The 26,573-nt window shown below is 62.5% G+C and carries 30 protein-coding genes; 5 read left to right on the forward strand and 25 right to left on the reverse strand.

Annotated features, from left to right (window positions below; translation table 11 throughout):
• Positions 1-19: 19 nt before the first annotated feature.
• Positions 20-1,786, reverse strand: a complete 1,767-nt coding sequence (locus tag ACP154_RS00545; RefSeq protein ID WP_421857833.1) for a sensor histidine kinase — start codon at positions 1,784-1,786, stop codon at positions 20-22.
• 156 nt (positions 1,787-1,942) lie between these two features.
• On the opposite strand from ACP154_RS00545, the gene ACP154_RS00550 reads away from it, so the two are divergent.
• The 3 genes from ACP154_RS00550 to ACP154_RS00560 all read left to right on the forward strand — a co-directional run bounded on the left by ACP154_RS00550 (position 1,943) and on the right by ACP154_RS00560 (position 3,968).
• On the forward strand, positions 1,943-2,941 hold the full coding sequence (locus ACP154_RS00550) for a hypothetical protein (protein ID WP_421857830.1): 999 nt from the start codon (positions 1,943-1,945) through the stop codon (positions 2,939-2,941).
• A gap of 155 nt (positions 2,942-3,096) precedes the next feature.
• Positions 3,097-3,498, forward strand: coding sequence for a hypothetical protein (locus ACP154_RS00555; protein WP_421857827.1), 402 nt, complete (start codon positions 3,097-3,099; stop codon positions 3,496-3,498).
• Positions 3,499-3,548: 50 nt separating this feature from the next.
• Positions 3,549-3,968 (forward strand): SufE family protein, encoded by a 420-nt coding sequence (locus ACP154_RS00560; RefSeq protein WP_421857824.1) that lies wholly within the window; start codon positions 3,549-3,551, stop codon positions 3,966-3,968.
• Here the strand turns inward: ACP154_RS00560 and ACP154_RS00565 are convergent.
• From ACP154_RS00565 to ACP154_RS00640, 16 genes are all read right to left on the reverse strand, one after another.
• Positions 3,965-4,363, reverse strand: coding sequence for a VOC family protein (locus ACP154_RS00565; protein WP_421857821.1), 399 nt, complete (start codon positions 4,361-4,363; stop codon positions 3,965-3,967). The two genes, ACP154_RS00560 and ACP154_RS00565, sit on opposite strands and share 4 nt — an antisense overlap.
• Before the next feature lie 34 nt (positions 4,364-4,397).
• On the reverse strand, positions 4,398-5,171 hold the full coding sequence (locus ACP154_RS00570) for a DUF6456 domain-containing protein (protein WP_421857818.1): 774 nt from the start codon (positions 5,169-5,171) through the stop codon (positions 4,398-4,400).
• Positions 5,168-5,518, reverse strand: a complete 351-nt coding sequence (locus tag ACP154_RS00575) for a helix-turn-helix domain-containing protein (protein ID WP_022701794.1) — start codon at positions 5,516-5,518, stop codon at positions 5,168-5,170. The genes ACP154_RS00570 and ACP154_RS00575 overlap by 4 nt, the downstream gene beginning before the upstream one ends.
• A gap of 129 nt (positions 5,519-5,647) precedes the next feature.
• Positions 5,648-7,372: a Na(+)/H(+) antiporter subunit D gene (locus ACP154_RS00580; RefSeq protein WP_421857815.1), complete on the reverse strand. Its 1,725-nt coding sequence runs from the start codon at positions 7,370-7,372 to the stop codon at positions 5,648-5,650.
• Positions 7,365-7,682 carry a hypothetical protein gene (locus ACP154_RS00585; protein ID WP_421857813.1) on the reverse strand — a complete coding sequence of 106 codons (318 nt, stop codon included), beginning with the start codon at positions 7,680-7,682 and terminating at the stop codon, positions 7,365-7,367. Before ACP154_RS00585 ends, ACP154_RS00580 begins: the two co-directional genes overlap by 8 nt.
• Entirely contained in the window at positions 7,679-9,148 is a 1,470-nt protein-coding gene (locus tag ACP154_RS00590) for a proton-conducting transporter membrane subunit (protein WP_107711196.1), read from the reverse strand. The genes ACP154_RS00585 and ACP154_RS00590 overlap by 4 nt, the downstream gene beginning before the upstream one ends.
• Positions 9,145-10,671, reverse strand: coding sequence for a monovalent cation/H+ antiporter subunit D family protein (locus tag ACP154_RS00595; RefSeq protein ID WP_421857810.1), 1,527 nt, complete (start codon positions 10,669-10,671; stop codon positions 9,145-9,147). Before ACP154_RS00595 ends, ACP154_RS00590 begins: the two co-directional genes overlap by 4 nt.
• A 3-nt stretch (positions 10,672-10,674) precedes the next feature.
• Positions 10,675-11,079, reverse strand: a complete 405-nt coding sequence (locus ACP154_RS00600; RefSeq protein WP_421857807.1) for a cation:proton antiporter subunit C — start codon at positions 11,077-11,079, stop codon at positions 10,675-10,677.
• Positions 11,080-11,082: 3 nt separating this feature from the next.
• Positions 11,083-11,529 carry a Na(+)/H(+) antiporter subunit B gene (locus ACP154_RS00605; protein ID WP_107711199.1) on the reverse strand — a complete coding sequence of 149 codons (447 nt, stop codon included), beginning with the start codon at positions 11,527-11,529 and terminating at the stop codon, positions 11,083-11,085.
• Between the two features lie 4 nt (positions 11,530-11,533).
• Entirely contained in the window at positions 11,534-12,091 is a 558-nt protein-coding gene (locus ACP154_RS00610) for a DUF4040 domain-containing protein (RefSeq protein ID WP_421857804.1), read from the reverse strand.
• Complete coding sequence (gene mnhG, locus ACP154_RS00615; protein WP_107711201.1) at positions 12,088-12,450, reverse strand: monovalent cation/H(+) antiporter subunit G; 363 nt, start codon at positions 12,448-12,450, stop codon at positions 12,088-12,090. Before mnhG ends, ACP154_RS00610 begins: the two co-directional genes overlap by 4 nt.
• Positions 12,450-12,773 carry a monovalent cation/H+ antiporter complex subunit F gene (locus ACP154_RS00620; protein WP_107711202.1) on the reverse strand — a complete coding sequence of 108 codons (324 nt, stop codon included), beginning with the start codon at positions 12,771-12,773 and terminating at the stop codon, positions 12,450-12,452. Before ACP154_RS00620 ends, mnhG begins: the two co-directional genes overlap by 1 nt.
• Positions 12,770-13,297 carry a Na+/H+ antiporter subunit E gene (locus ACP154_RS00625; protein WP_421857801.1) on the reverse strand — a complete coding sequence of 176 codons (528 nt, stop codon included), beginning with the start codon at positions 13,295-13,297 and terminating at the stop codon, positions 12,770-12,772. The genes ACP154_RS00620 and ACP154_RS00625 overlap by 4 nt, the downstream gene beginning before the upstream one ends.
• 109 nt (positions 13,298-13,406) lie before the next feature.
• The gene (locus tag ACP154_RS00630; protein WP_028284779.1) at positions 13,407-13,715 is read right to left on the reverse strand and encodes a DUF190 domain-containing protein; all 309 of its coding nucleotides are present in this window, start codon (positions 13,713-13,715) and stop codon (positions 13,407-13,409) included.
• A 3-nt stretch (positions 13,716-13,718) separates the two neighbouring features.
• Positions 13,719-14,699 (reverse strand): sodium-dependent bicarbonate transport family permease, encoded by a 981-nt coding sequence (locus tag ACP154_RS00635; RefSeq protein WP_421857799.1) that lies wholly within the window; start codon positions 14,697-14,699, stop codon positions 13,719-13,721.
• A 75-nt stretch (positions 14,700-14,774) separates the two neighbouring features.
• Positions 14,775-15,869: a DUF2336 domain-containing protein gene (locus ACP154_RS00640; protein ID WP_133723676.1), complete on the reverse strand. Its 1,095-nt coding sequence runs from the start codon at positions 15,867-15,869 to the stop codon at positions 14,775-14,777.
• A 210-nt stretch (positions 15,870-16,079) separates the two neighbouring features.
• Here ACP154_RS00640 and ACP154_RS00645 point away from each other — a divergent pair, with 210 nt between their 5' ends.
• Entirely contained in the window at positions 16,080-17,336 is a 1,257-nt protein-coding gene (locus tag ACP154_RS00645; protein ID WP_421857796.1) for an MFS transporter, read from the forward strand.
• A gap of 117 nt (positions 17,337-17,453) precedes the next feature.
• On the forward strand, positions 17,454-19,751 hold the full coding sequence (locus tag ACP154_RS00650; RefSeq protein ID WP_421857793.1) for a S9 family peptidase: 2,298 nt from the start codon (positions 17,454-17,456) through the stop codon (positions 19,749-19,751).
• A gap of 90 nt (positions 19,752-19,841) precedes the next feature.
• Here ACP154_RS00650 and ACP154_RS00655 read toward each other — a convergent pair whose 3' ends face one another.
• From ACP154_RS00655 to ACP154_RS00690, 8 genes are all read right to left on the reverse strand, one after another.
• Positions 19,842-20,501, reverse strand: a complete 660-nt coding sequence (locus tag ACP154_RS00655) for a TonB family protein (protein ID WP_421857790.1) — start codon at positions 20,499-20,501, stop codon at positions 19,842-19,844.
• Positions 20,502-20,711: 210 nt separating this feature from the next.
• Positions 20,712-22,241: a tetratricopeptide repeat protein gene (locus ACP154_RS00660; RefSeq protein WP_421857787.1), complete on the reverse strand. Its 1,530-nt coding sequence runs from the start codon at positions 22,239-22,241 to the stop codon at positions 20,712-20,714.
• Positions 22,242-22,301: 60 nt separating this feature from the next.
• Complete coding sequence (locus ACP154_RS00665; protein WP_421857784.1) at positions 22,302-22,919, reverse strand: energy transducer TonB; 618 nt, start codon at positions 22,917-22,919, stop codon at positions 22,302-22,304.
• A gap of 9 nt (positions 22,920-22,928) precedes the next feature.
• Positions 22,929-23,333, reverse strand: coding sequence for an ExbD/TolR family protein (locus ACP154_RS00670; RefSeq protein WP_107711209.1), 405 nt, complete (start codon positions 23,331-23,333; stop codon positions 22,929-22,931).
• A gap of 24 nt (positions 23,334-23,357) precedes the next feature.
• Positions 23,358-23,768: an ExbD/TolR family protein gene (locus tag ACP154_RS00675; RefSeq protein ID WP_107711210.1), complete on the reverse strand. Its 411-nt coding sequence runs from the start codon at positions 23,766-23,768 to the stop codon at positions 23,358-23,360.
• A gap of 3 nt (positions 23,769-23,771) precedes the next feature.
• Positions 23,772-24,293 carry a MotA/TolQ/ExbB proton channel family protein gene (locus ACP154_RS00680; RefSeq protein WP_133723682.1) on the reverse strand — a complete coding sequence of 174 codons (522 nt, stop codon included), beginning with the start codon at positions 24,291-24,293 and terminating at the stop codon, positions 23,772-23,774.
• 12 nt (positions 24,294-24,305) lie between these two features.
• A complete protein-coding gene (locus ACP154_RS00685; RefSeq protein ID WP_421857780.1) occupies positions 24,306-25,703 on the reverse strand; it encodes a MotA/TolQ/ExbB proton channel family protein in 1,398 nt (465 codons plus the stop codon).
• 22 nt (positions 25,704-25,725) lie between these two features.
• Positions 25,726-26,487, reverse strand: a complete 762-nt coding sequence (locus ACP154_RS00690) for a DUF3450 domain-containing protein (RefSeq protein ID WP_421857778.1) — start codon at positions 26,485-26,487, stop codon at positions 25,726-25,728.
• Between the last annotated feature and the right edge of the window lie 86 nt (positions 26,488-26,573).

Here is a 26,573-nt window from a genome sequence, read left to right on the forward strand (position 1 = left end):
GCCGACCGTCCTGGCCAGCTTACGCTGCGCCGTCCTTGGCCTGGATGATCACTTCACCAGCCTGTTGCGCGGCGGCGATGCGCTGATGCACTTCCAGCGGGACGAAATCTGTCACTTCGGCCTTCGCTTGCGCCATCACCGGCAAACGCACGGTGACCGTGGTGCCCTGGCCCGGCGCGCTTTGCAGGCGAACTTCGCCGTTTTGCATGTCCGCCAGCGCCTGCACCAGGGACAAACCGAGGCCGGTGCCACGCTCTGAAGTTTCCTTGCCCGAACGGGTCTGGTGATAGGGCGTGCCCAGCTCATCAAGCTCGTCAGCGGCGATACCCACGCCGCTATCGCCGACCGCCAGCACCAGATCCGCCCCGTCCTGACGCGCCATCACCACCACGGCGCCGCCTTCGGGCGTGAATTTCACGGCGTTCGACAACAGGTTCAACAGGATCTGACGCATCGCCTTGCGATCTGCGTTCACCGCCAGATCTGAATCGCCCGGCTCGCAATAGAGAGCAATGCCGCGATCCTTGGCCCGCGGACCAATCATCTTGGCGCAGATCGAGACCACGTCACGGGCGTCAAACTCTTCAGGGCTCAGCTCGTACTTGTCCGCTTCAATCTTGGACATGTCCAGAACGTCGCCGATCAGCTCCAAAAGATGCTCGCCGCTTTCATGGATCAGATCGCCATATTCGGCGTAACGCGCCGGCAGCGGTCCGAAGAGGCGCTGCTTGATGATGTCGGAGAAGCCGATAATGGCGTTGAGCGGCGTGCGCAGCTCATGGCTGACCGCTGCGAGGAATTCAGACTTGGACCGGCTGGCCGCCAGCGCCGCATCGCGTTCAGCTTGCAGGCGTGCGCGGTCTTGCGAGCTCAGCGTCTCCGCCTCCGCGACTTCAGCGCGCGGCGGGTCAAGCCGGATTACAAAGCCGGTGTCCGTGGCCAGGGCGTGTGCGTCCAGCTCGTGCCGGGCGCCGCGGGCGGAGCGCACAGGGAAGGTGAAAGCGCTTTCAAGGCCCTGGGCGTCATGCAGAGCGGTTTGAAGTCCTTTATCGATCTGGGCGCGACCTGCATCGTCAAACGCCAGGCCTTTGACGCACAAACCGCCCAGATCGCGGGGCGCGCCCGGCGCATAGCCGCGCATGCGTTGAGACACCGCTGCAATACGGCCCGTCCGGTCCAGCGCCAGCAAGGCGGCGGGCGCGTTTTCAAAGCCCTGCGCCGCCGGCTCCAGCGCCGCCAGCTTGGTCTGCGTCCGTTCCAGCTGCCCCACCAGCTGAACCCGCGCCGAAAAGCCGCAAATCGCAAAGAACACCGCCAAGACCAGCCCGGCCATCGGGCTCGCCGTCAAAACCTGGGAGCCCGACGCGAGCGGTCCCCACACGCTCGCCAGTCCGACCATGATGAAGGCGAGCGTGTTCATGGTCGCGCTCAGGCGCACATCTTTATGCAGGCCGGATGCAGACAGAGCCGCCGGGCCAATCAGAAACGCCAAAGCCGCCGGCGACAGGGCCGAGCCCACAGCCAGCGCCGCAGCGAAACCGGGAAGCGTCCAGGCCAGCGCCAGAATGAAGCGCACCGCATCCAGACGCGCCTTGCGCTTTCCGCCCAGCATCAGGCCCAGCAGACCCGGTGCGGCGGCCACAGAGACGAGCACCCAATCTGATGGCGCCAGAGGGCTTTGCGCGCCCAGACCGATCAAGGCGACCAAGCCCAGCCAGCCGCCATGAATCAGGCGCGGAGCCTGTTGATCCATAAACCGGGCGACGGGGGCGATGGGTGCGCGCATGAAAGCGAATCTCGACTCAAAATGAGAATAGAACCGCACGCTCGTCTGGGGCCGTTAACAATTACTGAATTCGCGCCAAAGAGTGCGAGCCCCCTTGGCGCGACCGCTGCACTAGGTCATGATCAAAAGTAGGTTTTTCGCCGGGATCACGACATCATGATTTTTGCCGCCCTCAGCTTCGCCCTGTTGTCAGCGACTCAGGAGCCTGCGCCGCAGGAACCGTCCGGGCCCGTGCTGACGCTGCCGGCGCCTCAGGCTGCGCAAACCACGCCCGACACCACCGAGCCCGAAGTTCTGCTCAATGCGCAAACCTATGCCGCTTATCGCTCTGACGTGACGCTGGCTGGGGAGCGCGAGCTTTTGTCGGGCGCGGATCTTGACGCCACCATGGATGCGCTGTCGCGCTATTATGACGGCGATCGGCTGGTCAATGCGCAAATCGCCTACGCTGCGCTCGTCGCAGCACGTAATCCTGAATTCATCGACGCCGTGCGCGCCGTCGCTGATTATTACGGCACAGAGACCGCCGCCGCCGCCCTGACCCATGACCCCATGTATGTCACCGGCTTTATGGGCGCCGACACCGCCGGGCTTGATGTCGCCCAGGCGATTGACGGCGATGTCACTGAAATCCGCGAAGTCGGCGCCCGTTATCGTCAGGCGGCCTATGATCTGCAGCACGAGCGCTGGGCGCAAACTCGCGCGCGTGACCGTCAGGAGCGTTTATCCTCGCTGGAAAGTGCGTCTGAGCGTCTCGATGTCCAGTTCCGCGCGCCCGAAGCGCCCGCCGCCGCCCCCATGGGGTCGGCCACCACCTTGTTCGCCCAGCCCGAAACCGTAGATCTGAATCTGCCCGAATTGAGCGTGGAAGTGGGCCAGAGCCAGCTCCAGCCTGATGAGCGCCGGGTGGGCCGGATGCTGTCGCTCGCGGCTCTGGACGCCATTGAAGACGGCGACATGACCTTTATGGACCGGCTGCTCGACGACCCGGCGGTGGAGCGCTGCATGTCCTGGGTGCGGCTGGACCTCGCCCAGTGCGTGGCGGCGGGTCATTTCAAGTATGAAGACAGCTTCTGCATCGCCGAGCATGCCCTCAATGACGTAGCGGATTGCCTGACCGCGACGCGAGCGCCGAATGAAGCCGTGTCAAATTGAGACACTTTGATCGGTAACGTAAGCCGAAGTTAAGGGTAAGTGTTCAGCGTTAACACACACTTTACCCTTAATTGCACAACGGCTGGTGTTTTCGGGAACATTTTTCTAGCCTCAGAATTGCTTCATTGTCTGAAGTAAGTTGAGACGAGGCTGGCATGCTCCGCACCGTGCTACGCGCCATTTTCTGGACCGCCGTGACGGCGGCTTTCATCCCCGCCGGCTTCAGCGCCGCGCCGGATGGAGCGTTTGCGCGTGAAACCCGCGAGCTGATCATTGCCACAGACGCCCTGGACACGTCCCGGGATTTGTCCCGCCAGGCGGGTCAGCAGACGCGGGAGTTCTGTAACGACCAGTCTGAAGCCTGCGCTGTCGGCCAACAACTCGCGAGCTTTTCTTCGCTTGTGATGGGCGTTGTCACTGATCGCGCCCAGACCTGGGCTGCCGATCAACAGATCCAAGCGCCCCTCGCCCCCGGCGCCCTGCCCCAGGATGCACCGGCGCAAAGCCTCGACGCGCTTCTGGCGGACGTCACCCGCGAGACCTCTGACCTGCGATAGACGCGGCGCTGGTCTTGCCCTGCCTCGGCGCGCGCTTTACCTCAGCGCTCATGACCGATCTTACCGCTGACATCGACGCCCTCGTGGACGAGTTTGACTTCCTGGGCGACTGGGAAGAACGCTATCGCTATCTGATCGAGATGGGCCAGGCTCTGCCGGGCCTGCCCGACGCCGAGCGCACCGACGACACGCGCGTCAAAGGATGTGTCAGCCAGGTATGGATGGTGATTGATGATGGGCCGAACCACGCACTGGAACTGCGCGGGGATTCCGACGCCCATATCGTCAAAGGCCTGGTGGCGCTCCTGAGCCGTCTTTATGATGGCCGCAGCCCGCAAGAGGCTTTGTCCATTGATCCCAAAGCGGTTCTGGGCCGCATCGGACTCGCCGAACACCTGTCTCCTCAACGCTCCAATGGCTTGGCGTCGATGATCAAGCGCATTCAGGCCGAAGCGGAAAGCCGGGTTTAACCCGCGTGTGGAAGGCTGAGCTGCCAGGACAAACCATACGGATCAACGAGCCAGCCATATCGGGCGCTGAACCCGTAGTCGCCGATGGGCATCAGGATCTGTCCGTCCTGTGACAGCTGTTCGAAGGCTGTCTCCAACGCCTCTGCAGTGTCGAGCTCTACGTAGAGCGATACCGCAGGCGTAAAACTGAAATCATGGACAGGCGGGCTGTTGAAGATAATCAGCGCGTGACCGGCGAACTCAGCCGTCGCCAGCTTGATCGCACCCTCCGGCAGGGCGTCGCCTGCGCCATAGCGCGCCTCCACGCGAACTTCTAACGCTTTGAATACCAATCTATAAAGCGCCAGCGCATCATCCGCCTGCCCCTGAAACATCACGTGAGTCTTCATCTGCATGGCGCCCTCCCCGGCCCGAGCCTGTCAAACCGTCTCAGCGAGCGCTGAACGGATCCGCCCCCGCCGTGACCGGCTTCAGCCGATAGTGAACCGCCAATCGGTCGAGCGCCAGCTTTAGCGCTTGCGCGCCCGAGCGCGACGGCCAGCTCAGGCGCCGTTCGGCGTCGGTCATGGCGCTTTGACGGATCAGGATTTCCACCAGCCAGTGATCAAGGCCCGGCCCGACGGCAGCGAGCGCGTCCATCACCCGGTCTTGCGCGTTCAGGCGCTGTATCGGCGCCTCGCTGCGGTCCCTTGGCGCGGATCGAGCGCCCCCGCCAGGCACACCGCTCCAGCTTTGCGTGACGCGAGAAGAGAGGGTGGAGCGTTCATAATCTCGCATCAGGCTTTCGGCCGCGCTGAGATGCACCGGCTCAAGCAAGGCGGGGCGACTGTTCTGAGGTCGCGCATAGCGCGCCAGCGGGCCATCGAGCGTAGTCGGGTTGACGGTCTGCAGCCTCAGCCCGCCCTCAGGATCGGGCAGCGTCTGGCGGGCGAGGGTCAGGGCGGGCCGGGCAGCCTCCGCCTCGCCCGCCTTGAGACATCGCCGTCCCGTCTGCGTTAGAAGAAAGGCGCCGTCCTCGTCCTGCGCCACCCAGCCTTGAGACACCGCCTGCGCCAAAGCAGCGACGCTGACACTCGCCAGGGGTCGGCGGCGCCGGTCGGCGCCGGCATAGACGCCATAGCCCGAACGCCCCCCGCTGCGGGGCGCCAGCTGGGCGCCGGGCCGCGCCAGTCGCCGCAGCCAACCGGGCGTAGCGACGCTCATTGGGTCATGCCGAAAGGAATGAGGTCGGGCCCCGGCGCCGAGCGCAAACAGGCTTCGAGATCCTCCATCGCCGCATCAAAGGCGGGATCGTCTCGGGCGTCCTCGATCCGGTGACAGGCATGGGCGGCGGTGGAGCGGTCGCGCCCGAACGCATCCGCCACCCGGTTCAAACTCAGCTCGAACGCAACATGGGTCAGATAGATGGCGGCCTGGCGCGCCAGCGCGGCGCGCGCCCGCCCCCGTGTCGGACTGCTGATTTCCTCCACCGGCACGCCAAAGGCGTAAGCGGCGGCCTGTTGCGCGAGCCGGGCGCGCGCCTGGTCCAGAACAAGCGTGTTCGTACGCATCGGGTTATCCCCTCCCTTATCGATCCTTCGGTGAAGTATAGGATCGAGCTGAAGGGTGAGGATAACATTCCTATTAAGGGAGCGTGAATTCCCTTATTGCGCTAGTTGTGGGTAACTGCGTTCATCACCCTAACTGGGGGAAAAGTACGCCACCAGAACAACGCCTACGAGCATGATCGCCGTCCAAAGCGCCATCAGACCGGATGGAAATTCCTTGGATAGCGCGCCCGCCGGGCTGAACAGGTTGAACAATCGCCCGCGAAGCCGGGTGACGGAGGCGCCGAGCCCCTTGCCCATGGCGTCTACAAGCAGCTGCCCCATGGCGGCGCCCCATCGCGCGCACGCGTCGCCAAAGCGACGATAGAGCCAGTCTGCATCAAGGATGGTGCGGTCGCCCTTGAGCGGGAACAGCTTGAAATAGAGCGCCAGTGCGAACACCAGAAGCCCGCCCAGAAGCAGCTGGACCTGACCGAACACGCTCGACAGCTTGTAGGGCGAATACTCCATGTCGAACGGCAAGATGCCGTACAGGGCTTGATAGTTGACGCCCAGGAAGACGCACAGGAAGGCCGCCAGCGCCATGCCCAGATGCATGGTTTGCGGCGCTTCCTTCACCCGGATCCCGCGATCGGTCCCGAAGAAGGTGAAGTAGACGACTTTCAGAACGCTCAGCTCCATCACCCCCGCAGAGGCGTAGACGAGGATTGTATAGGCCCAGTCATATTCTGCGTAATGGGTCGCAGACAGGATCAAGGTCTTGGCGACAAAACCGGAAAACAGCGGCGCGCCGACCACCGACAAAGCGCCGATGATCGCAAAGAGCGCGGTGACGGGCATGGATTTGTAAAGCCCGCCCAACTCGCTGACTTTCATCGTGCCGGTGCGCAGCAGCACCGCGCCCAGAACCATGAACAACAGCGCCATGTAGATCACGCCTACAAAGGCGTTCGCCGCAGCCCCGTTCAGGCCCAGATCGCCGCCAACGCCCACCGCCACGACCATGAAGCCAAGCTGGTTGATCAGCGCATAGGCGAGGGTTTGGCGCAGGTCATTGCTGGTCATCGCGAAGATGATCGGGAAGACCGCCATGACAAGGCCGATCGTGATCAGCAGCTCTTCGCCCGCAAAGCCGCGCGCCAGCGCGTAGATCGCAAGTTTGGTGGTGAAGGCGGACAAGACGACCGAGCCCACGCCGGTGGCTTTGGGGTAAGCGTCCGGCAGCCACATGTGCAGCAGCGGGAAACCCGCTTTCAGCCCAAAGGCCAGCAACATGATGACGCCTGCCCAGCTCTCGGTCCCGATGGCGTCAAACGCCCAGGAGCCGGTCTGGCTGGCCCAGATCGTCGCGCCGCCCAGAAGCGCCACGCCTGACAGCACCTGGATCGCCAGATAGCGCAGGCCTGCGCGTTGCGCTTCAGGCGTGCCGACCGCGAAGATCAGCGGGGCTGAGGCCAGAGCCGTGAGCTCCCAGAAGAAGAACAGCGTCAGAAGATCGCCCGCGAACACCGCGCCGACGGCCGAGCCGGCATAGATCAACGCAGCGCCATCGGTCATGCGATTGCGGTCATGCAGGGCGTACACCCCATTGATGAAGCTGATCAGGATGAAGACCAGCGCCCAGACCCGCGACAGATTATCGAGACGGAAGGTCTCCAGCACCACAGGGCCGAGATCGATCACGCCATAAACGCCGGTCTCACCCGTGGCGAACCAGGCGCACAAAGCGCCGATAGGCCCCAGCAGCATCAAGGCTTTGCGCAGCTCGGAGCGTGGCGAGGCCCAGGCCAGCAAACCTGCGAGAATAAGGAACCAGGCCGGCGAGACGCCGTTCAGAAATGACAGGGCGTCAGTCATTCTCGCTCTCCTTCACATCGCCAGCGGCGCGAGAATAGAAGTCACCCGGACGGCTGAGCAGCCAGACCAGCGCCCATCCCGCCAGAATGGCGACAGCGCTTGCCGCCAAAGGCAGCAGCTCATACGCGCCGTAGACCTCCGGGTATTTGGAGAGGCCGTCTTCAGACAGGATGGTTTCAAGGCCGAAGCCCGCCACCAGAAGGACGGCCAGCACGATCATGGTGATCAGCCCCGCCCGCGGGCTGGTCAGCCCGGTGAACGGACGCACCAGCGGATGGATATCGGATTTGGGATCACGGGGCGCGGTCATGGCGTCATCTCCGTGGTGAACACAGGCGACAGGAAGTCGATCAGCGGGCCGATGGCGAAGAACAGCACAATGGTGCCGCCCGCCGTCAGCAGTGGCGCGATCCAGGCGAGCGCAGGCGGCTGACCGGGGCGCATCGGGCTGGGTTCAGGCCTGGGCTTGAAATACCCACGGATCACGATGGGCAGCAGATAGCCGATATTGAGCAGCGTCGACCCGATCAGCATCACGATCAGCCAGGGCTGACCGCCCTCGGCGGCGCCCTCCATCAAGAAGACTTTCGGCCACACCCCGCCAAAGGGCGGTACGCCAATGATCGACAGAGCGCCGATGGTGAAGGCCGCGAAGGTGACCGGCATATAGCGGCCAAGACCGTCGAGCTGGGAGATTTCAGACTTTTTCGCGCCGGTATAGATCCCGCCCGCCGTCATGAAGAGGGTGATCTTGCCATAGGCGTGCATGACGATCTGAAGCGCCGCGCCCAGCAGCGCCAGCGGGCTGGCGAGCATGGCCCCAAGGGTGATGTAGCTGAGCTGGGAGACCGTGGAATAGGCCAACCGCGCTTTCAGATTATCCTTGGTGAAGGCGAACACCGAGGCGATGACAATGGACAAGCCCGCCACCCAGGCCAGCACGTCCGCCGCCGGCAGGGTCTGCATATAGTCAGCGCCAAAAATGTAGACGACCACTTTGAGGATCGAGAACACGCCCGCTTTCACAACGGCCACGGCGTGCAAAAGCGCAGACACGGGCGTCGGGGCCACCATGGCGTTCGGCAGCCAGGGGTGGACCGGCATGAGCGCCGCCTTGCCGATGCCGAAGGCGAACAGCACCAGAAGGACTGATCCCGCCATCGGGCCGACGCCTGACAGAATGCCCCCGACAGTGAAATCGGTGGTGCCGGTGAAAGCGTAGACCGCAAACACGCCAGGCAGGAACAGACCGATCGAGGTCGCCAGCAGAATGCCCAGATAGATCGAGGCGCCGCGCTTGGCCTTGGCGTCGCCCTTGTGCGCCACCAGCGGATAGGTGGCGAGGCTCAGCGCTTCATAAAAGAAGAACAGCGTCAGCAGATTGCCTGACAACGCGATGCCCATGGCCGCGGCGATGGAGATCGTGAAGCAGAAATAGAACCGCGTCTGATCCTTCTCGTTGTTTCCGCGCATATAAGCGATGGAATACAGCGAGTTGATGATCCACAACCCGCTCGCCACCATGGCGAACATGGCGCCCAGGGGTTCAAGCTTGAATTTCAGCTCCAGCCCCGGCGCCAGCTCAAACAGCACGAGTTCGGGACGCGATCCGGACGCTTCGACCAGATAGGCGACCACCACGGCCAGCGCGACAGCGGTGATCAGGGTCGCTGCTTCGCGCAGATTGGGCTTGGCGCCCAGGCCCAGAACAGCGGCGCCGCCAATCAAAGGCAGGGTCAGGGCGAGCGCGAGGGCGAGTTCAGGGGTCCAACTCACGGCGCGACTCCGGCATTGATAGCTGCGGCGGCGGCCGCCTCAGCCATGTTCACGATCGGCTCGGCGTAAACGCCGAACACAAGGTTCATCAGCGCCAGAACCAGAAGCGGCGCCATTATCATCATCGGCACGCGCTGCACGGCATGGCTGGCGCCGTCCGGTCGTGGCGCGACCCAGAGATTGACCAGCACCCGGTAGCAGTAAAACACCGCCAGCACAGACGCGATCAGGATCGCGACCACCGCAAAGGTCCAGCCTTTCTGCAACGCCGCCTGGATGAGGTAGAATTTCGAGATGAAGCCCACCGTAAACGGCACGCCGATCAGCGACAGCGCGCCCACGGTGAAGGCCGCCGACGTCACCGGCAGAGCCTGGCCCAAACCCTTGAAATTCTCGATCCGGCGCACGCCATAACTGATCGCGAAGGCGCCGAGCGCCATGAACAGGGCGCCCTTGATCATGGCGTGGTTGATCAGATGCAGCACGCCGGCGGACACGCCCGCCTGTGTGCCAAGCCCGAGCCCCAGCATCATATAGCCCACCTGGGCCACCGACGAGTAGGCGAGCAAGCGGCGTACATCACTTTGGAACAGAGCCTGAGCCGATGCGATGATCATGCCCGCAATGGCCAGCGGCGTAATCACATAGGTGAAGCTGTTGAGCACAAAGCCATTGCCCACCGAGAACACGTCAAAGCTAAAGCGGATGATGGCGTAGAAAGCAACCTTGGTCGCCGTGGCGGCCAGGAAGACCGTCACGAAACTGGGTGCGTAGGCGTAGGCGCCCGGCAGCCACAGATGCAGCGGGAAGAGCGCCGCTTTCAGGCCCAGACCGACCAGGATGAAGGCGAAGCCGATCTCCACCACCCGGTTGCCGCGAAGCTCTGGCAAGGCCACAGCGAGATCGGCCATGTTGAGCGTGCCGGCGGCCATATAGAGAAAGCCCACGCCAATCACGAAGAAGGTCGCCCCGATCGTGCCCATCACCAGATAGTTGAACGCGCTGGTCAGCGCGCGGCGATCATGGCTCGCGCCCATGGCGATCAAGGCATAGGTGGGGATGGAGGAGATCTCCAGAAAGACGAACATGTTGAAGGCGTCGCCCGTGGTCGCCACACCGGCGAGGCCCGACAACACCACAAGAAACGCTGAGTAGAACAGCGCGCTCTTGTTCTTGTCGATTTCGTCCTCGACACTGGGGAAGGCGAAAACCAGCGCCAGAACCGCACTGGCTGCGAGCAGCAGCAAAAGCGCCGAGTTCAATGCGTCGACGCGAAACTCGATACCCACCGGCGGTTGCCAGGCGCCCAGCGCATAGCTGATGACCGCCCCCTCGCCGCGCGTGGCGAGGAACAGCTCAATGGCGAACAGCAGCGCCGCCACAGAGCCGGCGAAGGCGATGCCCCAGCTGATGCGGCCAGATTTCAACGCCGCAGCAGGCGCGGACAGGATGAGCGGAATCGCCACCAGCAAAACCGGGGCATGGGCCGCAAGCGCGGCCGGGAGGAATTGACCAACCGTCACGGCTTAAACGCCCTTTTCCAGTTCCAGAGAATAATCAGCTTCAGCGATCGCATCGTCTTCGATCGAGCCGTAAGCCTCGCGAATGCGCACCACCAGGGCCAGTCCGACCGACAAGGTCGCCACGCCCACCACAATGGCGGTCAGGATCAGCACGTGAGGCAAGGGATTGGAGTAGACCGCGTTCGGATCGAGCCGGTCATAGACCAGGTCCTTATAGTCAAAGATGGGCGGCGCGCCGCCGAACACCTTGCTGATGCTGATGTAGAGCAAGAAGACCGAGGTCTGAAAAATAGACAGGCCCACCAGGCGCTTGACCAGGTTTCCTGTTGCGATCACCGCGTACAGACCGACCATCATCAGGATGATGATCACGGCGAAGTTGAAGCGTTCCGCTACGATTTCGACCATGTCTTACCAGTCCTCGTCAGAGATTTCAGGGGTGCGGCCAGCGAACGCATAAAAGATCGCGATCATCACGCAGGTCACAGTGGTCACCACGCCGATCTCCACTGCGATGATGCCGATATGCTGGCCGGTTCCGTGAGCAATGTCGGGATGGAACACGGTGTATTCCAGAAACTGACCGCCCATCATCAGCGAGACGAAGCCCACTGACGCATAGATGAACCCGCCCAGCGCCATGCCGACCCGCGCCCAATATGGCGGAAACACCTTGCGCGCGGCGTCCAGACCGAAAATCAGCGCATACAGGATGATCGCCGAGGCGAGCACGACGCCCGCCTGGAACCCGCCGCCGGGCGAGTACTCGCCATGAAAGTGTACGTAAAAGCCGTACACGATGATCATCGGGATCAGAACCTTGGCGACGACGCGCAGAATAACGTGAGGCGACATCATGAGATCAGCCCTTCTTCCGCTTGGAGTCGCCCAGGCCGATCAACAGGGCCACGCCCAGGCCTGCGGCGAACACCACGAAAACCTCGCCCATGGTGTCAAAGCTTCGATAGCTGGCGAGCACCGCTGTGACGACATTGGGAATGACGACCTGTTCAGCGGTCAGATCCACATAATCCATGCCGACGCCAGTGTTCGCCGGACTGTTGGCGTCGCCATACACCGGCATGTCGCCCAGCGCGTAAAACAGCGCCACGCCTGCAGCCACCGTCACGGCCAAAGCCGCCAGATGGCGCACCAGCGGCGTCTCATCCGCCTCGCGGGAGGTCAAAAGCATGGCGCCCAGAAGCAAGACCGTTGAGATGCCTGCGCCCACAGCCGCTTCGGTGAAGCCCACATCCACCGCATCCAGCGACACGAACCAGGCCGCCGAGATCAGGGAATAAGCGCCCGTCAGCATCACCACCGCGAACAGATTGCGCAGGCGGATCACGGCAATGCCGATACACATGAGCATCGCCATGAAGATGTAGTCAAAATACTGGGTGATGTCAGACGCGCTCATGCCGCCCCTCCATCGTCAGAACCGGCATGGGGGCGATAGCGCGTCAAAAGCGGCTTCAGCCCGGATTTATAGGCGGCGTTGGCCACGGCGTGGGTGGCGGTGGGGCTCGTCAGGAAGACGAACACGCCCAGAAGCGCCAGCTTCACGGTGATTAGGGTGAACCCGCCTTGCACCATCAAGCCGATCACGATCAGCTCGGCGCCCAGCGTGTCGGTGACGCCGGCGGCGTGCATGCGCGTATAGAAGTCCGGCAGACGGATGACGCCGATGGCGCCCGCCAGCACGAAGACCGCGCCGGTGATGACGAAGGCGGCCGAGAGGATGTCGAGGCCCAGCTCAATCCAGAACGCATAATCCATCAGTGGTCCTCCTCGCCATCGAGGGCGCGACGCAGCGCCATTTGCGACAGAGCCACATCCAGAGAGCGGTAGCGGAAGAATTTCAGGATCGCGATGGTGGCGATGAAGTTGATCAACGCATACAGGAGCGCAATGTCGAGACCGTCGCCGCGTCCGACCATCAGCGAGAACACCGCCAGGAACAGCACGGTCTTGGTGCCAAACGAGTTCACCGCCAGCACCCGGTCATACAGGGTCGGACCGATGAAGAGTCGCGTGATCATCAAGATCATGGAAATCGCCAGGACGATGGCGATGCCGAAATCGAGAATGGGTGTGATCATGATCCGGCCTCTCCGCGCGGTTTGACCAGCGCCTTGCGCCCTTCAACCGCTTCGATGGACCGCCGCTCCATGTCGCGGAAGGCGTCCTGGTCAGCGAATTCTTCGGTCAGGGCGTGAACCAGAAAGCCGGTTTCCTCGACTTCAATGGTGACCGTGCCCGGCGTCAGGGTGATCGAGTTGGCGTAGGTGGTGCGCGCCATGTCGGTCTTGGCGCTGACCGCGACGCGGGTCATGACCGGCTTGATGTTCAGATCGGGCGCCATGGCGATGCGCACGACGGCGATATTCGCCTTGAAGATCTCTGCGCCGAGCCAGCTCCAGTATTTGAGATAGTGCGGCATGCGGGCGAAGGGGACGGATTCCCCATCCAGCAACCCCATCCGCGCGGTCGTGACCAGCGCGACCGTGACTGCCAGCACGCCGAAGCCCACCAGAATCGGTTTGAACCAATAGCCTGACAGTAACAGCCAGAGCACGCTCAGTATGACTGTGAGCAAGACGCCGTAGAACAGCCTTGAGGCCACCGATCACCCTCCCTCTTCTCGCCGCCTGCATTGGGCGGCGTCGAGGGGGGTTCTAGACCACCCCTCACCGCGTTTTCCAGCGAAACCGGTCACAATTGCTGGAGTTTCTTCAGAAGCGCTCGCCGCGAACCACTTCCACATCGTGCGCATAGATGATGCCGGGATAGCGCGCAAAGAAGGGTTCGGCCTGCTCAAAGACCTTTTCAGCGGTCTCCGGCTTCATCACCGAGAGCACGATTTTCATCTCGGTGGCGTCCAGCACATCCTCACGGGTCCAATCCCCGCCCAGACCACTGCCTTCGCGCCCCTCAATGACCGTAAACCCGGTCACGCCGCACTGGCGCAGCAAGTCGATCAATCGCTTGAGATGAGGCGTCTCGACGATGGCGATGAGTTTTTTACGAACTGTGCGCGCCATGGGTCAGCCTCCGATTAGCGCTTGAGCGACCGCCGTGTAGAGCGGAATGCCGATCGCCAGATTGAACGGGAAAGTAATGGCCAGAGACAAGGTCAGATAGACCGACGGATCCGCATCCGGCAACGCGATGCGCATGGCCGCAGGCACGGCGATATAGCTGGCCGAGCCGCCCAGGATCATCAAAGCCGCTGCATCCCCCGCGCCCATGCCGGTCAACAGCGCCAGCCCCAGCGCCGCCGCCGCGCCAATGGGCGGCATGACCACCCCGAACAGCGCGCCGTTCACGCCCAGCTTGCGCGCGCCGGACAATCGCCGAGCGGCGATAATGCCCATATCCAGCAAGAACAGACACAAAATGCCCTGGAACAGATCGACCACGAAGGGCTCGAGCCGCACCATGCCGGGTTCACCTGAAATCCAGCCAATGAAGAAGGCCCCCATCAGCAGCACAACCGAGCCGTTCAGCGCCACTTCGCGGATCAGCTCGCCACGGGCGCTCGGGTCCGGTCCCTTGCTCGACGCGCCTGCCAGCAGCAGGCCTGTGAGGATCGCCGGGGTCTCCATCAGCGCCAGCACGGCGACCATATGGCCTGAATACACCAGCCCTGAGAGCTGCAGGAATTCTGACCCCGCCACAAACGTCACCACCGAGATCGAACCATAGTGCGCGGCGCTGGCGGCCGCCGTCGTCCGGTCAAGTTTGGTGAAGGCGCGCAAAAGGGCGAAAGCGATCAGCGGCATCAGGAAACTGAGCAGAACGCCCGCCCCCGCCGCCAGAAGCAATTCCGTCGTCAGCCCCGCCTTGGAGACTTCCACCCCGCCCTTGAAGCCGATCGCCATCATCAGATAGAGCGCCAGCCCCTTGGCCACGGCCTGGGGAATGTTGAGATCAGACCGCAACACCCCGGCAAGCACGCCCAGGGCAAAAAACAGAACGGCCGGCGAAGTCAGGTTCGCGAGTGCGAGGGAAAGAACATCCAGCATGGCTGCGACAGCTAGACGCACTCTGTCGCAGGTTCAAGACTTATCGCGGCAAATCGCGACGCCTGGATCAGGCGCTCAATCGCCGCGGGCGCTACGCGCGATCACCCAGTTCCAATAGCGCAACACGGTTTGCGCCTTGTCCACGCTCATGGTGTCAAAGACCAAAATCGCCTGCTGCACCCGATTAAACGCGTCGGTGCGCCCGGAGCCTTCAATCAGTTCTGAGAGGTGCTGACGCGATAATCCCGTCGCCTTGGCGAGAATCGCCAATGGCTCTCCGCCGAAATCATCAATCATGCGATTGAGCAGATCACGCTGGATGTTCGCGAGTACGGCCGCCTCCGCGCGCAATTCCTCGGTGAACCCGGTCTGGGAGGCGCGCTCGATCAGTCCTTCCAATGAGCCGTATGGGGTGACTTCGGCCGCTCTGCGGTCGCGCTGGCGACGATCGATATAAGCCAGCGCTTCCTGAACCGCAGTATCAGGTTCGGCTTCACGCGCGGCCAGGGGAAACACATCCTCAGCCGCATCTTGCAGGATCTGACGCGATGCGGCGAAACGGTCGAGAATCATACGCCGCAGATCATGAGACACCGACCAGAACAGCGCGAGCGCCTGGGCGGGGCGCAATTCAGGACGCCGGATCAACAAGCGCGCGATAGCGTCGTGTTCCGCCGCTACTCGCACTATGACCTCCACAGTCTGACTGGCGAGCCGGGCGCCCTCATTGCGCAGCAAGGTGGTGATGACGTCCATATCACCGCCGGCCGCCAGAGCAGCCGCCACGGTTTCTGACACGCTCTCGCGGCGCGCCAACTCCATCCGATGCAGCGCGCTCGAGCCCTGGGCGATGTCCATCATGTCAAAATCCGATAGCGCCTGGGAGCGTCGCAGCAAGGGCTCGGCCACTTCAAACTCGTCATGAGCCAGCCGCCGCAACAAGGCCCGCGGCGCTTCGCTTTGCTGGGCCAGACGCTTGGAGACTTTCGCCCGCAAAGCCACATCCGCCCCCCGCAGCAATTCATCGAGCACGTCCGCGACCATCCAGCGCTCTTGCGGCGCGATCTGGCTGGAGGGCAGGCAGACAATATCCGCCAGCCGCCGGGTCAACAGGTCCCGCGCCCGCGGGGTCGCGGGGCGCGGCGGTGCGGGGCTCAAATCTTCCGCCATGGTCGAAGTCACATCCTGCTCTGCCTCACCACAGCATGATCCCGAGGGCGTTAAGGAAGCGTCGAGATCGACGCCTTGCACCTTGTGAGGAAGTTGCGCAGGATGCTTAAGACCTTATCAACGATCTGACGCACAAGGTTATATTATTATCCGCCCCAGGGCCTGATAGCAGATGTCGGGGACACCCCCGCCCAACCGACAGGTATGCCTGTGGCGCAGAACACTCTTCGCAAATTCCGGCGCTTTCAGCGTTTCCCCCCCTTCACTGTCTACATGATCGCCGTCGCAGGCTGGTTTTTCAGCTTCGGCCTTCAGACAACGCTGTTTCCCGGCGTGATCAACTACACGCTGAATGAAAGCCCGTACCGGCTTGGCCTGGCGCAGGCGGCGCTGACCGCCCCCATGCTGTTCTTGCTGCCCATGGCGGGCGTGGTGGCCGAGCGCCTGGACCGGCGCTGGGTGATGGGCGGATTTCACCTTCTGGCCGGCCTCTGCGCTGGATTGATGTCGCTCTTGCTGTTTCAGAATCTGCTCAGCTATTGGGTGATGATTGTCTACGCCTTGTTGGTGGGCGTGGCGGGCGCCTTCGTCATGCCCGCCCGCGACAGCGCGGTGAATTCCGTGACACGGGTCGCGCAGCGGCTGGGGCGCCGTGACTTCACCTTGCAAAAAGCGGTGATCCTGGCCTCGCTGGTGCAATTCGCCGCCCAGATTTTCGGCATGGGCGCGGGCGTGCTGGCGGGCCAGCTGGGACCGGCGCCTTTATTCGTCGTTCAGGCGGGCGGGCTGGCGATCGGCGCGGGCGCTGCACTGCTCATGCCGCGCCTGCCGCGGCAGAATACAGGCGGTGAAAGTCTGTGGACCAGCCTGCGCACCGGCGTTCTGGAAGTGGTGCGTTCACCCATCCTGGCGCCGATGACGCTGATCATGCTGGCGCTGGGCCTGCTGGTGGTGGGCGGCGGCTTCTTCGTCATCATTCCCGTGCTGGTGCGCGATGTGTATGACGGCGGCTACGGCCTGCTCTCCCTCCTGCTCGTCGCCTTCTGGATCGGCGCCTTCATCGCCAATGTGCTGCTCTCGCAAGCCGGTGATATCGAGCGCCCCGGACGCATGCTGATGCTGGCGCAAATGGTGACGGTGGTCTCCATGGGGCTGCTGGCCCTGCCCCTGCCGCTCTACGCGCTCTTCATCCTGGTGTTCAGCTGGGGCCTGGGGGGCGGCGTCGGCATTTCGCTGTCGCGCGCTGTCGTGCAGGAGAACGCCCCGCCGCGTATGATCGCGCGGGTGATGAGCGTCTATCAGCTGGGCATGTTCGGCGGCATGCCGCTGGGCGCGTTCGTGATGGGTTTTGTGGTGTATGAGATCGGACCGCGGCTCTCGTCCCTGATCCCCATGGCGGGGCTGCTTTCGGTGCTGATCGTGATCGCGCTGACCACCCCCATCCTGTCACTGCGCCGGGTGCGCTGAGGGTTCTGTTCGCTCTTTACCGCTGGAAAGACTGGACAGCGTTGCAGGTGCGAGAAACACTGCCCCACCACTTCATTCGGGGAACCAGACGCAGCACGCCTCTGGTGCAGGAGCATCATGACCTTATCTCATTACGGATCGAAAGCCGCCCTGCTGGCAGGCGCGGCTCTTATTGCGCTTTCAGCCTGCAGCCAGCCGGCTGCCGACAGCGCCGCCACGACGACGGAAAACAGTATGAATGACACCTCAGCCCCCGCTCAGGACCTGATCGCGCGCGCACAGGAGATCGCAGCGCCGACGCCGGAGGAGCGGCCGGTCGAGATCGAGCAGCTGGGCCGGACCCGCACGGACGAGTTCGCCTGGCTTCGTGACGATAACTGGCAGGAAGTAATGCGCGATCCCAGCGTGCTGGACGCAGACATTCGCGCGCATCTGGAAGCAGAGAACGCCTATTACACCGAGGTGATGGCGCCGCTGACAGGGCTGGAGGAGCGCCTGTACAACGAGATGCGCGGCCGCATCAAGGAAGACGATGAATCCCCCGCCTCCCGCGATGGCGACTGGTATTATTACGCGCGCTATCGCGAAGGCGGCCAGTACCCGGTCTACGCCCGCAAGGCGACCGGCGAGAACGGCGAAATGGCCGGAGAGGAAGTCATCATCTTTGACGGCGACGCGGAAGCGGACGGCATCGACTATTTCGACCTCGGCGCAGTCCAGCATTCGCCCGATCACCGCTATCTGGCCTATGCCGTGGATACCGCCGGCTCTGAATTCTACGAGATCAAGATTCGCGACCTTGAAACCGGCGAAGACATCGCAACCCTGACCGATGAGGGCTATGGCTCCATGGTCTGGGGCAATGACAGCCAGACGATCTACTGGGTGTGGCGCGACGAGAACAACCGGCCGCGCCGGGTCTATCGCCAGGCGTTTGATTCCACCGAAGCGGAACTGATCTACGAAGAAACCGATCCGGGGTATTTCCTGAGCGTCAGCAAGACTGACGGCGATCGCTGGATCGTTCTGGGCGCTGGCGACCACACCACCTCCGAAGCACGCGTGTTTGACGCCAATGATCCGGCCGCCGAGCCGATCCTGGTGTCAGAGCGCGAACAGGGCGTGGAATACTCGCTGACCGAAGCGGGCGGCCGCCTCTTCGTGCGCACCAATTTGGGCGGAGCGGTTGATTTCCAGATCATGGAAGCCCCGCTGGACGACCCGCGCCGCGAGAACTGGACCCCGCTGATCGAGCACCGCCCCGGCGTGCTGGTGAACGGGCTGATGGGCTTTGAGAACTGGCTGGTCCGGTCCGAGCGCTCAGACGCCCTGCCCCGCATCATCGTGCGCGACCTGCGCTCTGGCGAGGAGCATGAGATCGCGTTTGACGAAGAAGCTTACGCTCTGGGCATGGATGGCGGCTATGAATACGCCACCGACATGATGCGCTTTTCCTATGAAAGCCCGTCCACGCCTGAAGAGACCTATGATTACGACATGGGCGCGCGTGAGCGCACCTTGATCAAGCGTCAGGAAGTCCCTTCGGGTCACACTGCGGATGATTATGTGGTGCGCCGCATCCACGCCACGGCCCGTGACGGCGCCAGCGTGCCGGTGACGATCCTGTATCATCGCGACACCCCGATCGACGGCACGGCGCCGCTGATGCTGTACGGTTATGGCTCATACGGCATCACCATACCGGCCAGCTTCTCAACCTCGCGCCTGTCTCTGGTGGATCGCGGCATGGTCTACGCCATCGCCCATATCCGCGGCGGCATGTCCAAGGGCTATCAATGGTATCTGGACGGCAAGCTCGATCAGAAAATCAACACCTTCAACGATTTCGTCGATTCCGGCCGCGCGCTGGTCGAGGCGGGTTACACGTCTGAAGGTCAGATGGTCGCCATGGGCGGCTCCGCCGGCGGCCTGCTGGTCGGCGCCACGATCAACCAGGCGCCGGAGCTGTTCGCCGGCGCCATCGGCGCGGTGCCGTTCGTGGATGTGCTGACCACGATGTCTGATGAAAGCCTGCCGCTGACCCCGCCGGAATGGCCCGAATGGGGCAACCCGATCACCGATGAGGCGGCGTATGACTATATCCTGTCCTACAGCCCCTATGATCAGGTGAGCGCGCAAGATTACCCGCATGTGCTGGCCACGGCGGGTCTCACCGATCCGCGCGTGACCTATTGGGAGCCCGCAAAATGGGCGGCGCGTCTGCGCACCCGCCGCACCGATGACGGCCTGACCCTGATGCGCACCAATATGGGCGCGGGTCATGGCGGCGCATCAGGCCGGTTTGATTCCCTGCGTGAACGCGCCGAGGAATACGCCTTCGCGCTCATGACGGTGGGTCTGGCCGATCAGGAAGCCGCTGAGGCCGGCTCTGAGGCCCCTGACAGCGCTGACTAGGCTTTTGCCTGACTAAGCATTGAGAACGGCGCGGGATCTTGTCCCGCGCCGTTTTTTTTCACGGTTGACCAGCGGCGGTTACAGCGCCCCCTAACCTTCCAGCTCAAACACCAGCGTCGTTTCCACGCCGCGATTGACGACCCGGTTCGGGGCTTGATTGGGGATCGAGCGGTGCCGCCAACGCTCCACCGCCTGAAGACTGGCCCGCGCGAAACCGACGCTGTCACACTGGGTCGCCTGGGCGTTGACCGTTCGACCAGACGCCAGAATGTCATAACGAACGGTGCAGCGCCCGCTGATCCCGCGTTCCTGCTCCCGCACAGGATAGGCGGGCGGTACGCGCACAGTGATAGGCGACGGCGCGATGATCATGCCCTCAAGTGATGCTGTGATGTCCGGCTGCGTCGCAACCGGAGCGGTCCGGAAGGACGGCCCGGCTTCCGCTGGCAGATTGGAACGGTCGGTCTGGATCGACGCGACAGGCGGAGGCGGGCTGACCATTTCCGGCGCAGGAGGCGACCGGCGGGTCGGCGTCTCATCCGGCACGTATTCGGACAGGGTGAACGCCTCAACCGGACGCGGGTCCGGCAGTGAAATGACATCCACCCGGATCAGGATCTGCATCACCATGAACAAGCCGAAGGTGATCAGAACTGCAAGGCTGAGAGCGGTGGTCCATCGCGCCAGTCTTGATATGAGCGCACCCGCGCGCGGTGAGGGCGCCTCAGATTGTACTAGGACTTCAGACATAACAAACCTCCCCGTGAAACGCGGAGGTCGGGTTTGCCTCTGTGGCCTCCGCCATCCTTGGCAGGGTGTAAGGCGAATAGGGCGAAAACCGGACATTTTCCCGCCAGAAGAGAGGCTGATCGACCGGATGTCCTCTCAGGAGAGCCCTGCAGACAAAGAAAAAGCCCCGGCGAAGAACGCCGGGGCTTTTAATCAGTCTGCCGCAGAAGCCTAGCCCTCAGCGGTGGCCGCGTTGGCTTCGCGCTCGGCCTGAGCCGCTTCAGCTTCAGCATCGGACATGCCAGCTTCACGGATCTGCTCGCCATACACGTTGTAATAGGCTTCACAGCGTTCCGGGATGGATTCAAACCGCACGCGGCCTTCCTCATCCACAGAGCCGGTCAGAACGATCTGACGGCGTTCGGCGTCCAGGGTCAGGCGGCATTCGTCGATGACGATCTGCTCTTGCTGAACCCGGCGACGCTCTTCACCGTCAATCTGAGCGGTGATCCAGCGAATCCAGCCATTCGAACTGCTCCGGCTGGTCGGATACCGGGCGCCTTCACGGAAAGCCTGGATGGCGCCCTGGCGTTCACCCTGGCGGAACCGCGCCGTGCCCAGCAATTCCCAGGCTTTGCCCGTATCGCTCAGACCGCCGCGATCCAGCGCCGTAACCAGAGCGGTTTCAGCAGCCGCAAAGTCATTGAGCTGGAAGTTCGCTTCAGCCAGGCGCAGAGCGGTTTCACCATCGCCCTGAAGCTGGGAGAGACGCTCGAGCACCGGAATGGCCCGGTCAAACTCGGACGCCTGACGCCACATATTCGCCAGCAGTTCCAGATGCTCCTGATTGACCTCAACACGACCCGCATTCATCTCACGCTCGAGAATTGACGCGCCGCGGAACGGGTTTTGCAGGAAGCTGTAATACTGCACCAGACGGATCAGCTCGTTCTCTTCCTCGAAGAGACCGTTCAGATACATCAGCTTGTTCGTTTCGAACGCGTTTCTGGAATCATCCTGTTGTGCATAAAGCGCAATCAGGTTTTGCCAGGCCGTCCGTTCGCCAGGATAGACTGAGAGGTTCTCGCGCACTACCCGCGCCTGATCACTGGTGCGATCAAGCTCCCGGTAGAAATAGAACATCAGGTCAAAATCCTGCTGAACTTTGTTTGGTGTGTTGTTGTAGTAAATTTCTGCGTAACGCACGCCGTCCCGCAGACGATCAGCCTGCAGATACGCCTGGGCCACGGTCTTGGCGAAGCTCGGTGACAGCTCGGCGCCGGCCGCGATGGCCAGCTCGAACTGACGGATGGCCTCGTCGACATTTTCCTGAACCAGATACAGCTGGCCCAAAGCGGAACGGATCGCGATTTCTTCATCCGTGGTAGTGGCGCCGGTGTCCAGCGCCGCCCCGAAGTCGCGGATCGCCAAGTCCAGACGGTCCGCGGTGAAGTAAGCGCGAGCGCGCAACTGCAAAACCACAAACCGCTCGTACGGGCTGAGGTTATCGCGAGCCGCCAGCTCGTTCATGATCCTCAGAACACAAGCGTTATCGTCCGCATCCTGACATTCTTGAGAGGCAAGCACTTGCTCACCGACCGCAGACGTCAGAACCCGGCCTTCGACTTGCTCTTCATCATTATCGCGACGGCGTTGCGCTTCTGAAGGCGCAGCGATCGCAAGGGCCAGAAGGCCGGAAATGGCGGCGACGCCCAGAGTCCGGACCAAGCTGGCGGGGTTGAAAGTCTCGTTCAGAGTCATTGTCACTCTCCCGGTGTCGGCGCACCCCGCTCGTTTAAGGAGCGAGATGCGCCGCACAGCCTACTCAGCCATCTGATAGTCGATGGTCGTTTGCACGCCTCGACGCCAGACCGCATTGCCGTTTTCGATCCTGGGTTCATACCGCCAACGTTCAACGGCCCGAATGCTGGAGCGTTCAAACAGGGAGCTGGTGCAACTCAGCGCCTCAATGTTCGTCGGCGTCCCATCCGGCGTCACGTCAAACCTCATGACACAGTTCCCGGAAATGCCTCGCTCTTGCGCTCGAGGCGGAAACTGCGGCGGGATGCGCACCATCGGCTGGGCGTCACGGTCGGAGACGTCAAAGCTGACATCGCCGCTGCCCAGATCCGGTGCGTCGAACTCAGGAATCTCACCAGCGATGGTGTTCATGTCCTCAGCCGGAGCCTCAGCCACTTGCCGCTCGATCTGAGGCGGCGGGGGCGGAGGGTCGACGTCGTTCACGTCATCCATGGTGACTTCACGCTGACGGACCTGGAGATCTTCAATTTCTTCCGAAATAGAGATCGCCAACTCGTCACGCGCCTCTTCCAGCTCGACTTCGTCGGTCAGGATCAGACGCATCATCAGCATGAACAGCAGGAAGGTGATCACGGCGGCGATCGGTACGCCGACGAGAAGACGGATTATACTAGCCATCGCGTCCCCCTATCCTTCCTCGGTTGAGACTTTGACGGGAATGTCCATGTCCATGAGCAATTCCTGGACGTCGAGAACCGTCCCCGCCGGCGCACCAAGATCACCCTGGATCATGGCTTCGGCGCGGGGGTTCTCCTCCCGGAGTTGTTCGAACGCGTTACGAAGCTGCGCGAGCTCGTAAACATTTCCGTCCACATAGATTTCGTCATTGGCCGTTACGGCCACGAGCAGGGTCGGTTTCTCACTGTCCTGAAGTTGAGTTTCAGGTCGCAGGATCTCGACGCCCGGCTCCTTAACGAACACGGCTGTCACGATGAAGAAGATGAGCAGGATGAACACGACATCGAGCATCGGCGTCATGTCCAGCTGGACTTCTTCGTCATCTTGCAGCACGCGGCTTTGTCGGCGAGCCATTGGCTTGTCTCCTCTCCCGGTCCGTTACCCCTCGCCGCCTTCGGCGCGAGTGATTGAAACGGGAATGCTGTTCGCCTTCATCTCGTCCCAGATGAGGACGATCGTGCCGTGCCGGGCTTCGTCGGCCACTTCGATCAGCACCGCAGAGTCAGGCTGTTCAGCCCGGATCCGCGACACCGCCGCCAGCACACGAAGTTCACTGGTGGGGTCCTGGTTGACGAAGACCTGATTGCGGTCGTTCACCTGGACCAGGATCACCGGGTTCGGCTCGGTCGGCTCATTTTCAGACGGGGGCGGGGGACGCATATCAATCCCCTGCTCCTGCAGGAAGGTCGCCGTGACGATAAAGAAGATGAGCAGGATGAAGACGATATCCAACATCGGCGTCATATCGACGTCGGCGTTATCGCTTCCGCGTTTGACTTTTCTACGCATGGCCTAGTCCACCTCCAGCTCGTCTGCGAGTTGATGGACCTTGGTTTTGGCCATCCGCTCGATCTGGTTGGAGAAAAGCAGTCCGGACAAGGAGGCAACCATGCCCGCCATGGTCGGGATGGTGGCGCGAGCCACCCCCGCCGACATGGCGCGAGCATCGGATGAACCGGAGATCGACATGACGTCGAACACCGAGATCATCCCGGTCACCGTGCCCAGCAGACCAAAGAGAGGAGCGACCGCGACAAGCGTCTTGATCAGTTCCACATTCTGGTCGGCCTTGGCCTTCACTTCGCTAATGAGCTGATCCCGGATGGCGTAAGCGTTCCAGGAATGGTGGTCGCTACGTGCGCCCCATTCCTTTCGCGCCCGGTCCGCCGCACCTTTGTGCGCGAAACCGAAATACGCCATGCGTTCCAGGATGAACGCCCACATCACGAAGGTCAGGGCCATGATCCAGGTCAGGATCGGACCACCGCGTTCCAGGAATTCCTGGAGACCTGTGAGGGCGCCTGAGATATCCATAGGTCTGTTTCCTTAACCTGCGGATTTCTCTTCGGCGTGACGGGCGATAATGCCTGCCGCTTGTTCTTCCAGAGCACTCTGGGCGCCGCGCGCAAAGCTTGCAGCGAAGGAGTGGATGAACAAGAGCGGGATCGCCGCGATCAGACCGGACACCGTGGTCACCAGGGCTTCGGAAATACCGCCTGCCATGATGGTGGGGTCGCCGGTGCCGAAGAGCGTGATTTGGGTGAAGGTCCGGATCATGCCGGTCACGGTGCCCAGCAGGCCGAGCAGCGGAGCGACGCCAGCCGCCAGCTTCAGGAAGTTCAGACCAAATTCGAACTTCGGAGTCTCGCGAAGAATGGCTTCGTCGATTTTCAGTTCGATGGTTTCGGTCGGACGATCTTTGACTTCCTCATAGGCCAGCATCACACGGCCCAGCGGGTTGGAGCTGGACGCGGTCGAACGACGCTTCTGAGCGTTGATCGCAGAGTTGACCAGCAGCAGGCTCACCAGACGGAACAGACCAAAGGCCGCCGAGAAGATCAGCAGAGCTGCGATGATTTTTGCAACGATGCCGCCTTGCTCAAAGCGCTCAGACAGGCTCGGCACGTCACGATAGATGCGCAGCAGGCCGCCACGGGACGGATCGACCGGACCGGAGACGATTTCGCCCGGCTCGGCGTTGATCAGGTTGGAGGCGGCGCTCAGCAGACGGGCCGGGGGCTGACGCTCCAGGTTCGCCAGGCGATAGCCGGCTGCGGCGTTGTTCTCATCAGAAGTCCACTGCACGAAGAGCGGGCCGCCGTCATTCGCCATGGCGATGAACGGACCGACGCGGGTCACGGGGACCGGGTTGCCTTCGTTCAGACCCAGCACGCGCGCGTTGAAGGTCGTGACTTCCGCCTGGCCTTCCATCTCGTTGATCATGGTCTGCCAGATGGCGTCCAGTTCAAAGCGCTCCGGCAGGGTGCGGCTCTGGGCCAGTTCCTGCAGAGGCTCGGCGCGGCCCGGATACTGGGCGGACACCATGGAGGATTCGATGATCGAACCGAATTCGCCAGCGGTCTGGCGCGCAGCGCCGAACAGCTCGCCGAAAGCGCCTTGAGCTTCACGCAGCTCGGCGTCGAGCTCGGCGATCTGCTGGTCATTGGCGTCAAACTCGGCCTGAAGACGCTCGGACTGGGCTTCCAGAGACGCCAGTTCGTTGCGAGCCTGGCTCAGCAGGGACGCCTGGCGGTCGCGCTCGGAGCGGAACTCCTGCAGACGGCGCTGGTTTTCCGCAGCGGCGTCGCGGCTGTCCTGACGGACGCGCTCAAGCAGCTGGTTGATGGAGGTGACCGGTTCGCGGTCGGCTTGTGCGAAGGCCGGAGCCGACGCCGCACCGGCGATCAGCGAGACGGCCGCAATCGATGTAAGAATGCGTTTCATTGGTTTGCTCTCCCGTCTCACATTAACCCGCGGTCGGGCCCGGCAGCGGGGCCTCGAACACTTCCGGGGTGGTCACTTCGTTCGCGATCCGGAAGGCGCGCTGAACATTGGACGACATGGACGACGGAACCGGACGCCAGGTCTGGTTGTCGTGAGTCATGATGGCGAGATCACCGCCAATCTGACGGATCAGGGCCACACGGCCGATCTGCAGGATGTTGGCTTCCTGAGGAACGCCGTCGACCACGACTTCTTCAGAGTAAGCGTTCAGCGAGCGGCCATAAGCGGACTCAATCTCGAAAGCGTTCAGCAGCAGACGATATTTCTCAGCCGGAGAGACAGCCGCCTCGCCCAGAACTTCGCGAATATTGTCCAGACGCTGGGTGCGCTGGTCGATACGGAAGGGCATGTCGGCCGCGATGAAGTCTTCAAGCGCGTTGAACATTTCCAGCATCATCGGCGCGAGATCGCGTTCGATGTTGCCCACGCGCTCGAGTTGGCTTTGCAGACCGGCCAGCTCGTTTTCCTGCGAGCGCAGGAACACGTTCTGCTGAGCGATGAAGACCCGCTGGGATTCGATCTGTTCGCGAACCGCCAGATATTCGCGTTCCGCGTTGTCGGCGGCGTCCGCCAGACGGTTGATCTGCTCTTGGGCCTGAGCGCCGTCCTGAGTGGACTGACGCGCCACTTCAAGCGCCCGGTCGAGCTGCGCATGCGCAGCGCCCGCGACGACGAGCGCGGCGGCGCTCGCCGCAAGCGTCGTGCGGATTCCTTTGAACGTCATGGACATATTTTGCCTCACAGTAGCCGGCGCGATCACAATGACTGCGCGCTCCGTTTCCCTCGCTTTGTCGGTGCACCGATCGTCTC

This window comes from Oceanicaulis sp., from assembly GCF_965249665.1.
Taxonomy (GTDB): Bacteria; Pseudomonadota; Alphaproteobacteria; order Caulobacterales; family Maricaulaceae; genus Oceanicaulis.

Coding starts and splice junctions, on each gene's coding strand:
- ACP154_RS00545 (WP_421857833.1), bottom strand. CDS start 1,786: ATGCGCGCACCCATCGCCCCCGTCGCCCGGTTTATGGATCAACAGGCT.
- ACP154_RS00550 (WP_421857830.1), top strand. CDS start 1,943: ATGATTTTTGCCGCCCTCAGCTTCGCCCTGTTGTCAGCGACTCAGGAG.
- ACP154_RS00555 (WP_421857827.1), top strand. CDS start 3,097: ATGCTCCGCACCGTGCTACGCGCCATTTTCTGGACCGCCGTGACGGCG.
- ACP154_RS00560 (WP_421857824.1), top strand. CDS start 3,549: ATGACCGATCTTACCGCTGACATCGACGCCCTCGTGGACGAGTTTGAC.
- ACP154_RS00565 (WP_421857821.1), bottom strand. CDS start 4,363: ATGCAGATGAAGACTCACGTGATGTTTCAGGGGCAGGCGGATGATGCG.
- ACP154_RS00570 (WP_421857818.1), bottom strand. CDS start 5,171: ATGAGCGTCGCTACGCCCGGTTGGCTGCGGCGACTGGCGCGGCCCGGC.
- ACP154_RS00575 (WP_022701794.1), bottom strand. CDS start 5,518: ATGCGTACGAACACGCTTGTTCTGGACCAGGCGCGCGCCCGGCTCGCG.
- ACP154_RS00580 (WP_421857815.1), bottom strand. CDS start 7,372: ATGACTGACGCCCTGTCATTTCTGAACGGCGTCTCGCCGGCCTGGTTC.
- ACP154_RS00585 (WP_421857813.1), bottom strand. CDS start 7,682: ATGACCGCGCCCCGTGATCCCAAATCCGATATCCATCCGCTGGTGCGT.
- ACP154_RS00600 (WP_421857807.1), bottom strand. CDS start 11,079: ATGGTCGAAATCGTAGCGGAACGCTTCAACTTCGCCGTGATCATCATC.
- ACP154_RS00605 (WP_107711199.1), bottom strand. CDS start 11,529: ATGATGTCGCCTCACGTTATTCTGCGCGTCGTCGCCAAGGTTCTGATC.
- ACP154_RS00610 (WP_421857804.1), bottom strand. CDS start 12,091: ATGAGCGCGTCTGACATCACCCAGTATTTTGACTACATCTTCATGGCG.
- mnhG (WP_107711201.1), bottom strand. CDS start 12,450: ATGGATTATGCGTTCTGGATTGAGCTGGGCCTCGACATCCTCTCGGCC.
- ACP154_RS00620 (WP_107711202.1), bottom strand. CDS start 12,773: ATGATCACACCCATTCTCGATTTCGGCATCGCCATCGTCCTGGCGATT.
- ACP154_RS00630 (WP_028284779.1), bottom strand. CDS start 13,715: ATGGCGCGCACAGTTCGTAAAAAACTCATCGCCATCGTCGAGACGCCT.
- ACP154_RS00635 (WP_421857799.1), bottom strand. CDS start 14,699: ATGCTGGATGTTCTTTCCCTCGCACTCGCGAACCTGACTTCGCCGGCC.
- ACP154_RS00640 (WP_133723676.1), bottom strand. CDS start 15,869: ATGGCGGAAGATTTGAGCCCCGCACCGCCGCGCCCCGCGACCCCGCGG.
- ACP154_RS00650 (WP_421857793.1), top strand. CDS start 17,454: ATGACCTTATCTCATTACGGATCGAAAGCCGCCCTGCTGGCAGGCGCG.
- ACP154_RS00655 (WP_421857790.1), bottom strand. CDS start 20,501: ATGTCTGAAGTCCTAGTACAATCTGAGGCGCCCTCACCGCGCGCGGGT.
- ACP154_RS00660 (WP_421857787.1), bottom strand. CDS start 22,241: ATGACTCTGAACGAGACTTTCAACCCCGCCAGCTTGGTCCGGACTCTG.
- ACP154_RS00665 (WP_421857784.1), bottom strand. CDS start 22,919: ATGGCTAGTATAATCCGTCTTCTCGTCGGCGTACCGATCGCCGCCGTG.
- ACP154_RS00670 (WP_107711209.1), bottom strand. CDS start 23,333: ATGGCTCGCCGACAAAGCCGCGTGCTGCAAGATGACGAAGAAGTCCAG.
- ACP154_RS00675 (WP_107711210.1), bottom strand. CDS start 23,768: ATGCGTAGAAAAGTCAAACGCGGAAGCGATAACGCCGACGTCGATATG.
- ACP154_RS00680 (WP_133723682.1), bottom strand. CDS start 24,293: ATGGATATCTCAGGCGCCCTCACAGGTCTCCAGGAATTCCTGGAACGC.
- ACP154_RS00685 (WP_421857780.1), bottom strand. CDS start 25,703: ATGAAACGCATTCTTACATCGATTGCGGCCGTCTCGCTGATCGCCGGT.
- ACP154_RS00690 (WP_421857778.1), bottom strand. CDS start 26,487: ATGACGTTCAAAGGAATCCGCACGACGCTTGCGGCGAGCGCCGCCGCG.